The sequence below is a fragment of the Pseudomonas sp. SWRI154 genome (assembly GCF_014268645.1).
GTDB lineage: Bacteria > Pseudomonadota > Gammaproteobacteria > Pseudomonadales > Pseudomonadaceae > Aquipseudomonas > Aquipseudomonas marvdashtae.
Genome location: NZ_JABWQW010000016.1, coordinates 110,773 through 118,661, shown reverse-complemented (window position 1 = coordinate 118,661; position 7,889 = coordinate 110,773). Strand labels below are relative to the sequence as shown.

The window sequence follows — 7,889 nt, the reverse complement described above, 5'->3', positions numbered from 1 at the left end:
GGTTTATCCGTATAACCTGAACCGCCGTATACGGAACCGTACGTACGGTGGTGTGAGAGGACGGCGGATGTAAATCCGCCTCCTACTCGATGTGCGATTCACCCAGCGAAGCGAGCTCAGGCGCTGACGGGCTGAATGCCAACCGCACGCTCATCCTTGGAGGCCGGTCGGTAAAGAACCCAGTAATAACAGCCCAGGCAAATCAGCCAACAGAACACTGCCGTCCATACGTTGTGGGAGAAAAAGTGCGCCCCTTGCATCATCCGGCCCACCGAAAACACCGTACCCAGCCCAAATGCAAAGATAAGTGCCTGGCGAGCCAGGCGAGGGCGGCGGTCACGCAATACGAAAAACAGCGCGAAGAGTGTAAAACCAGTGGCGGCGTGCCCGCCTGGCCAGCAGCGGCCAGGTTTGTCCGTCGCCGGACGCGGGCTCAGCAATTCACTGTAGGTTTCCTTGCCGCCAAATTCCTTCAGGCTCCAGGGGCATTGCACGGCCGTCACCGCTTTGAGCGGCGTGACAAAGGCAGTTGCCAGCGCGAGCGACAGGACCAGGCAACCCAGTTCCCGTTTGAAAGGCGCGAGTCGAGCAATAAAAAACGAAGCGACGAAGCCGAGGACCGATAGGACCGAAAAGACGATGACCAGTTGTTTGGCCCGGTCGTGCAGGATGTCTTCGAGAAAAAAACTGTGCCGGCCGATGAATCCGCCATCAGCGGGGCTGTAGAAAAGCTTGGCCAATGTCATATCCAGCGTGCTCAATTCCAGCAGCACCAGAATGAGCGCGACTGCGGCAGGAATACCCAGGGCGGTCCGTAAGTTCAGCGGTCTGGAAGCGGGGCGCAAGGCGGTGGAAACCATGGCGTTACCTATGTGGGAAGTCTTCGTGGGCAGCAGGTGATGCGGAGTCTGTTCCACGCGGCGTTGGCGAGGCGTGAATCCGTGGTGAAAAACTCGTCAATCCAGCGGGCTCTCTTCTTGGGGTTGCTCCCCGCTGGCCCGACACAAGCGGATACAACCCTGGCGGTGTGGCACGCTTGGCCTTAAGCTGCGCGGGCCACGACGATTGCCTACGTGCGCAGAGGAGATGCCCATGCGAATTCTATTAGTCGAAGACAACCGTGACATCCTGGCCAACCTGGCCGATTACCTGGGGCTCAAGGGTTATACCGTCGATTGCGCCCAGGACGGTTTGTCGGGGTTGCACCTGGCTGCGACCGAGCACTACGACTTGATCGTGCTCGATATCATGCTGCCGGGCATCGACGGCTACACCTTGTGCAAGCGCTTGCGCGAAGACGCCCGGCGCGACACGCCGGTGATCATGCTCACTGCGCGAGACCAATTGGACGACCGTCTGCAAGGGTTCAAATCCGGGGCTGACGATTATCTGGTCAAACCCTTTGCCTTGTCCGAGCTGGCAGCGCGGATCGAAGCGGTCATGCGACGCGCCCAGGGCGGCGGTCGGCGTGCCCTGCAGGTCGGAGACTTGAGCTACGACCTCGATACATTGGAAGTGACCCGTGAAGGGCGGCTGCTCAAGCTCAACCCCGTTGGCCTGAAGCTGCTGGCGGTATTGATGCAGAAAAGCCCTCATGTGCTGCGCCGCGAAATCCTCGAAGAGGCCTTGTGGGGAGACGATTGTCCGGACAGTGACAGCCTGCGCAGCCATGTCCACCAGTTGCGCCAGGTGATCGACAAGCCGTTCGAGAAGCCGCTGCTGCACACCGTGCACGGCGTTGGTTACCGCTTGGCCGAGGGCCGGGATGGAGTTTAAGCAAAGCCTTGCCCAACGGATCATCATCGCTTTCGCGCTGATGAGCGCGTTGGTGGCCGGGGCTTTTGCCCTCGGCATCGTGGCAACGGTTCACCTGGTGGAAGAAAAACTGATTTCCGCCGGACTCGGCGGAGACCTGCAGCGCCTGCTGCTGATGGACAGTGTTTCCGACTGGAGTCATCGCCCTGAACCCGACCAATTGTTCTACTTCAGTGGCGGCCCGGGTGATTTCGAGTTGCCCAAGGATTTGCGTCACCTCGACCGTGGCTTCCATGAAGTGTTTCGCGAGCAACTGTCCTATCACGCGATGGTGGAGATCGTGGACGGCCGGCACTACGTGTTATTGCAAGACCAGAGCGACTTCGAAGAGCGCGAACGCGTGCTCTTCGCCGTGGTGCTGGTGGGGTTCGTGCTCAGTCTGGCGTTGGCGGTATTCCTGGGCTGGGTGCTGGCACGCCGAGTGATGGCGCCGGTGGTTCGCCTGGCCCGGCAAGTGCGGCATCGCGACCAGCTCCTGGGACTTGCTCCGCCGCTGGCTCCGGACTATGCCGCCGACGAAGTGGGCGAGCTGGCCGTGGCCTTCGACGCGACATTGGGGCGGCTACGCCAAGCCCTGACCCGTGAGCGGCTGTTCACCAGCGATGTCAGCCATGAGCTGCGCACCCCGTTGATGGTCTTGGCCACGTCCTGCGAACTGCTGTTGGAAAACCCGGCACTGGATCAGCGAGGGCGCACTCAGGTCGAGCGCATCAACCGTGCCAGCGAAGAAATGCGCGAGCTGGTGCAGACCTTCCTGATGCTCGCCCGGGCCCAGCGTGAAGACAACGGCATGTCGCCTCAGGCGACATTGGGACAGGTGGCAGAAAACCTTCTCGGGGTCTGGCGAACGCCCATCGAGTCCAAGGGCCTCACGTTGGTCTTCGATCCAGGGCACACCACCGATACGCCGTATAACGCCACATTCCTGACTGCCGTCATGGGGAACTTGCTGCGTAACGCCTTGCACTATACCGACCAGGGTTTTATCCGCGTCTCGCTGACCGCTACGGGGTTCGTGGTCGAAGACAGCGGCGTGGGGATTCCCGAGGAGAAGCGCGAGGCGATGTTCGAGCCATTCGTGCGCGGTAATGAAAAGCGCGGTGAGGGTTTGGGGCTGGGCCTGTCGTTGGTGCAGCGAATTTGCGAGGACCAGGGTTGGACAGTCAGCCTTAGCACGATGGAGCCTAACGGCTGCCGTTTCGAAGTGGATTTGAATCCGAAGGGATGACGGCTCGCCGAAAAAACTTGAAATGATTCCTTCGGTTACATGACGGTTTTTTCACGCGGCGATGACATGCCGGTTCATAGGGTGGGCTGATCAATAACGGAGAGCCCCCCAATGTCCAAAGCCATCAAGCTGGATTTTTCCGAAAAGTACGATGAACAGCACGCCAAAGAGTATTTTCATAAGCATCGCAGCGGCCTGAGTCGCCGTCTCTCCAACCTGCGGGACCAACAACTGGCCCGCCGCGCCCTGGCCCTGGCCGGTGATCCAGGCTTGGTCTTGGATCTGCCGTGCGGCGCAGGGCGTTTCTGGTCCTTGCTGGCGGAAAAACCGAACCGGGTAATCATCGGTGCGGACAATTCCGAAGCCATGTTGAAGACCGCAATGAGCGTTCAACCCGCCGACGCCGTAAAACGGGTACAACCCTTGCACACTTCTGCGTTCGACATCGCCTTGCCTGATAACGCCGTCGACAGCATTTTTTGCATGCGCTTGCTGCACCACATTGGGGAACCCGCGCACCGCCTGGCGATCCTGCGGGAATTCGAGCGTGTCAGCCGTGACAGCGTGATCGTTTCGTTGTGGGTCGATGGCAATTTCAAGGCTTGGAAACGCAAGCGCCTGGAGCGCACGCGTGGGCAGAAAGACTACCAAAACCGATTTGTGTTACCGGCTGCTACAGTAGAGGACGAATTCCGACAGGCTGGGTTTCGCATTCTGGAACAACTTGATTTCCTACCGCTCTATGCCATGTGGCGAGTTTATGTATTACGCAAGGGGTAACAGGGCATGGCTGTATCGGCAGTAGAAGCCCCAGCGGCTTCTCATACTTGCTTTGATCATTTTTGGAATCAGCGCGGGGAGTGGGTCGAAGAACCCAATACGCGGCGTGGCGGTGAAAGTGGTGTGCAGCGGCTTAGCAGCGATGGAGCACTGCTTTATGCAAAGCGCCAGACTGGCCACATCTACCGCAGCCTGCTGTACCCGTTCGGTCGCCCGACGGTGCTGCGCGAAGAACGAGCGCTTTTGGCCTTGACCAAACTCAATGTCACGGTCCCCCAGATTGTCTTTTGCGGTGCGCAGCGGGACCCGGTACATAAATGGCGCGCGCTGCTGGTTACCCAAGCGCTGGATGGCTTCGAGGAAATCGAGCATTGGTACGCGGCGGGCGGTCGCGAACGTCATGGCGAGGCAGTTCATGACCGTATCCTCGAGGCATTGGCTGAAAACCTCGCTCGCATGCACAAGGGGCGTTGGCAGCATGGCTGTCTCTACATCAAGCACGTATTTGTGCGTGTGGCCGGAGAAGGCGAATCGGCCAAGGCCGAAGTGGCATTGCTGGATCTGGAGAAATGCAGGCAACGCCTGACCGCTCGAAGTGCGGCGTACCACGACATGAAGCAGCTACGGCGCCATTCGTCGTTCCAAGGCGCCGACTGGAAAAAACTGGTCTATTTTTACGAGACGGCGTTTGGCAGCGCTATCAAAGGTTTATAGCGATGAAACTAGAAATTGCTAGAGGTTTATTTTTAGTCGGAGCCCTGGCAGTTGCATCAATGGCGGTGGCGGTGTGGGAACAGCCGCGTTCGCAAATCCTCAGTGCCTCCACGGTTGGCGCGCATTGCCCTGTGCCTCGCGTGGCCAAGACCAGCGAGGCGATCCGACCGGATGACGACCTGTTGCTGTTCATGTTCAGCCTGTCTCAAGGCATGCGGCCCCAGAGTTAAGTGCCATGATTGAAAATAAAAGGCCTCGCAGTTGCGAGGCCTTTTATTTTCTTGCGGATTCCATGCGCCACAGGCGTCCCGTGATGCTTGTGTCTCAGGCTTTGTCCGGTTTTGCCAACAAGGTGTATACGCAGGGCAATACGAACAATGTGAACAAGGTGCCGACCGTCATGCCCGTGGCGATGACCATGCCGATGTCGAAGCGGCTTACCGCCCCGGCTCCTGTGGCCAGGATCAACGGCACCATGCCGAACACCATCGCGGCGGTGGTCATCAATACGGGCCGCAGGCGAATCGACGCCGCTTGTTCCACGGCATCCCGCGGGCTCAGGCCTTGTTCCTTGCGCAGCTGGTTGGCGAACTCGACGATGAGAATGCCGTGCTTGCTGATCAATCCGATCAGCGTCACCAGCCCCACCTGGGTATAGATATTCATGCTCGACCACCCGAGGAACAGCGGGATCAGCGCTCCGCAAATGGACAGTGGCACTGTTACCAGGATCACCAGCGGGTCCCGGAAACTTTCGAACTGCGCAGCCAGCACCAGGAAGATAATGGCCAGTGCCAGGGCAAAGGTTGCCCACAGCGCGCTGCCCTCCTGTACGAATTGGCGCGAAGCACCGGCGTAATCGAAGGAGAATCCTACCGGCGCTTCCTCGCGTGCAATCTGGCGCACGGTCTCGATGGCCTCGCCCATGCTCACCGTGGGGAAGCCAGAGATCGTGACGGCGTTTAGCTGCTGGAACTGGTTCAGTTGCCGCGGTCGGGCCCGGTCGCTCACCTTGATCAGCGTCGACAACGGTAGCGATTCACCCTGGGCATTCTTCACGTAGTAGTTGTTCAACCAGTCCGGATTGTCCCGGAACGGTCGTTCGACCTGGGCGATGACCTTGTAGCTGCGCCCTTCGAGCGTAAAACGGTTGATCTCGGATTCACCCAGCAATGTCGCCAAGGTTCCGCCCAGGTCCTGCATCGAAACGCCCATCTGGGCAGCCTTTCCACGATCGATGTCCACCACTACTTCAGGCTTGTCGAAAGCCAGGTCGATGTCCATGAAAGCGAATTTGCCGGATTCCACCGCGCGTTTTTTCACCCGGTCGGCAACCTCCAGCAGCGTTGCATAGTCTTTCGGCGAATTGATGACGAAAGCGAACGGCAGGCCTTCGCCGGTTCCGGGCAGTGAAGGCAGGTTGAAACCGAAGATCTGCAGGCCAGGTACGCTTTCCAGCTTGGCCTGGACTTCGGGCAGGATTTCCATTTGTGTGCGGCTGCGTTCGTTCCAAGGCTTGAGCAGGAAACCGCCGATGCCCGATTGCACGCCGTTGTAGCCGTTGATCTGGAACGAGGAGTAGTACTCCGGAAACTCCTTGAAGATGGTAATGAAGTGATCGGTGTAGCTGTTCAGATAGTCGAGGTTCGTGGGCTGTGGGGCGTTCGCCATCATGAAGATGATGCCCTGGTCTTCGTCGGGCGCCAGTTCCGACCGGGTGAACATGATCAACACCGGGATCAGCAGCAGGACGATCACGGCAAACACCAGGACCACCGGACGGGTATTGAGCGTGCCGTGAAGCATGCGCTGGTAACGGCTCTTCCAGCGTTCGAAGATCACGTCCAGTCGATGGGCCAGTCCCGACGGGTTTTCGTCATGGCGCAGCAGCATCGCGCACATCATCGGCGACAGGGTCAGGGCGACGATTCCGGATATCACCACCGCCCCGGCCAGGGTCAGTGCGAACTCCTTGAACAGCGCCCCCGTCAGGCCTTCGAGCAGGCCAATCGGCGCATACACCGCCGCCAGCGTGATGGTCATCGAGACCACCGGCATGGCTATTTCGCGCGCGCCATCTATCGCGGCGTCGAACGGGGTCTTGCCTTTTTCGATGTGCCGGTGAATGTTCTCCACTACCACGATGGCGTCGTCCACCACCAGACCGATCGCCAACACCATGGCGAGCAATGTCAGCAGGTTCATGGAATAACCCATGAGCTGCATGAAGAACATCACGCCGATCATCGACAATGGAATGGTCACCACTGGGATGAGTACCGAACGCAGCGCGCCGAGGAACAGGAACACCACGACGATGACGATCAGCACTGCCTCGAACAGGGTCTTTACCACCTCGTCGATAGACGCCTGGATGAACAGCGTCGCATCGTAGGCGATCTCGGCCTTGAGGTTGGAGGGCAACTGCGCCTCCACCTCCGGCATGATCTTGCGCACTTCCTTGATGACATCGAGGGGGTTGGCGCCCGGTGTTGCCTTGATGCCGATGTATACCGAAGGCGTGCCACCGAAGGAGCTGACGGTGTCGTAGTTTTCGGCACCCATTTCCACCCGTGCCACGTCCCGCAGCAACACGCGGCTGTCGCCTTCGGTCTTGAGTGGAATCCCGGCGAATGCTTCTGCGGACTTGAGCTCGGTGTTGGCATTGATGCTGGTGACCACGTACTCGCCTTTCACTTCACCGGCTGCGGAGAGGAAGTTGTGCTGGCGCACGGCATTGGTCACGTCGGCGGCGGTCAGGCCGAAACCGGCGAGCTTGACCGGGTCCAGCCACAAGCGCATGGCAAAGACCTGGTTGCCGAGGATCTCGGCCTCAGCCATGCCAGGCAGTGTCGCCAGTTTGGGTTGGATCACCCGCGACAGATAGTCGGTGATCTGTGGATTGTTCAATTCCTTGCTGAAGAAACTGATGTACATCAGTGCCGAGGCGTCGGCGGCCTCGCGACTGAGCACTGGGTCTTCCGATTCCTGGGGCAGCTCGTTCTTGACCTCGCTGGCCTTGGCCAGCAGTTCGGTATAGAGCCGGTCGCTGTTGGAACCGATACGGGCATAGACCGAGATGACCGAAAAGTTCTGGCGGCTGACCGATGTCATGTAGTCGATGCCCTCGGCACTGGCCAGGCTCTGTTGCATCGGTTGGGTAATGTAGCCCTGGATGGTTTCGGCGTTGGCCCCCGGGTAAGCGGTGGTCACCGTGATCAAGGCGTTTTCCATCTGCGGATACTGCCGCAGGGGCAACTTGCTCCAGGCCTGGAAGCCCAGCAGCACGATCAGCAGGCTGACCACGGTGGCAAGCACCGGACGGCGGATGAACGGATCGGTAAAAGCCATG

At 59.3% G+C, this 7,889-nt stretch carries 7 protein-coding genes; 5 read left to right on the top strand and 2 right to left on the bottom strand.

Annotated elements, in window-relative coordinates:
• Nucleotides 1–116: 116 nt before the first annotated feature.
• A complete protein-coding gene (locus tag HU806_RS16115; protein WP_186612314.1) occupies nt 117–860 on the bottom strand; it encodes a phosphatase PAP2 family protein in 744 nt (247 codons plus the stop codon).
• 232 nt (nt 861–1,092) lie between these two features.
• Here HU806_RS16115 and colR point away from each other — a divergent pair, with 232 nt between their 5' ends.
• The 5 genes from colR (at nt 1,093) to HU806_RS16090 (ending at nt 4,767) form a co-directional block, all read left to right on the top strand.
• Entirely contained in the window at nt 1,093–1,776 is a 684-nt protein-coding gene (gene colR / locus HU806_RS16110) for a two-component system response regulator ColR (protein WP_039591775.1), read from the top strand.
• Nucleotides 1,766–3,043, top strand: a complete 1,278-nt coding sequence (locus HU806_RS16105) for a sensor histidine kinase (protein ID WP_186612313.1) — start codon at nt 1,766–1,768, stop codon at nt 3,041–3,043. Before colR ends, HU806_RS16105 begins: the two co-directional genes overlap by 11 nt.
• A 111-nt stretch (nt 3,044–3,154) precedes the next feature.
• Nucleotides 3,155–3,823, top strand: coding sequence for a class I SAM-dependent methyltransferase (locus tag HU806_RS16100; protein ID WP_186612312.1), 669 nt, complete (start codon nt 3,155–3,157; stop codon nt 3,821–3,823).
• A gap of 6 nt (nt 3,824–3,829) precedes the next feature.
• On the top strand, nt 3,830–4,537 hold the full coding sequence (locus HU806_RS16095; protein ID WP_186612311.1) for a lipopolysaccharide kinase InaA family protein: 708 nt from the start codon (nt 3,830–3,832) through the stop codon (nt 4,535–4,537).
• A 2-nt stretch (nt 4,538–4,539) separates the two neighbouring features.
• On the top strand, nt 4,540–4,767 hold the full coding sequence (locus HU806_RS16090; protein WP_186612310.1) for a hypothetical protein: 228 nt from the start codon (nt 4,540–4,542) through the stop codon (nt 4,765–4,767).
• A gap of 94 nt (nt 4,768–4,861) precedes the next feature.
• Here HU806_RS16090 and HU806_RS16085 read toward each other — a convergent pair whose 3' ends face one another.
• Entirely contained in the window at nt 4,862–7,888 is a 3,027-nt protein-coding gene (locus HU806_RS16085) for a multidrug efflux RND transporter permease subunit (protein ID WP_186612309.1), read from the bottom strand.
• Nucleotide 7,889 lies beyond the last annotated feature (1 nt).